The sequence below is a fragment of the Mesotoga sp. HF07.pep.5.2.highcov genome, from assembly GCF_003666285.1.
Lineage (GTDB): Bacteria > Thermotogota > Thermotogae > Petrotogales > Kosmotogaceae > Mesotoga > Mesotoga prima.
In genome coordinates this window covers 1-699 of record NZ_JFHJ01000123.1, presented here as the reverse complement: position 1 = coordinate 699, position 699 = coordinate 1, and the positions used below count along the sequence as shown (strand labels likewise).

Annotated in this window: 1 protein-coding gene; it reads left to right on the top strand. The window is 43.1% G+C overall.

Annotated elements, in window-relative coordinates; all coding sequences use genetic code 11:
* Positions 1–235: 235 nt before the first annotated feature.
* Positions 236–699 (top strand): amino acid ABC transporter permease (locus BG32_RS01985; RefSeq protein ID WP_259459437.1); only part of this gene is annotated, 464 nt, incomplete at its 3' end.

Below are 699 nucleotides of genomic sequence, written 5' to 3'. Positions count from 1 at the left end.
GCAAAGGTCAGACCGGTAAAGATCGTTGGAGTAATCAAGACTTACGAAGACTATGGTATTGCAGTAAACAAGGCAAATAAGGATCTGCTAAATCTCATAAACGAAGGCATTTCGAGACTTGAAGAGTCCGGAAAGCTTAATGAACTGAACCTCAAGCACTTCTGATTGAAGGGCGGAGGAAGTCATAGATAAACTCGGATTAATTGTTGATTCTTTGCCCGCTCTTCTGAAAGGAATGTGGGTAACACTTCAAATCACTTTTTTGACTCTGGGGTTGGGCCTGGTTCTGGCCCTCCCCATTTCTTTTGGCCAGGTCTACGGAAACAAGTGGATCAAGGCCCTAATTGCAGTCTATGAAAAAATCCTCAGAAGTATTCCGGAACTGGTAATTCTTTTTCTAATATTCTATGGATTTCCAAAGATCGGAATAAGATTCTCCCCCTTCGCTGCGGTGATAATTGGGTTAGGTTTCAGATCCTCGGCATATCAGTCTCAGATTTTCAGGGGAGCAATAAACTCGGTCAGTTCGGCTCAAATGAGAGCTGCAAGATCTCTGGGAATGACTAATCTAAGAGGCTTCATCAATATTGTTCTTCCTCAAGCAATAAGAATAGCCCTTCCACCATGGACAAACGAATTCACTATCGTACTGAAGGATTCTTCACTTGCATACGCACTTGGAGTAACTGAGCTTCTCCG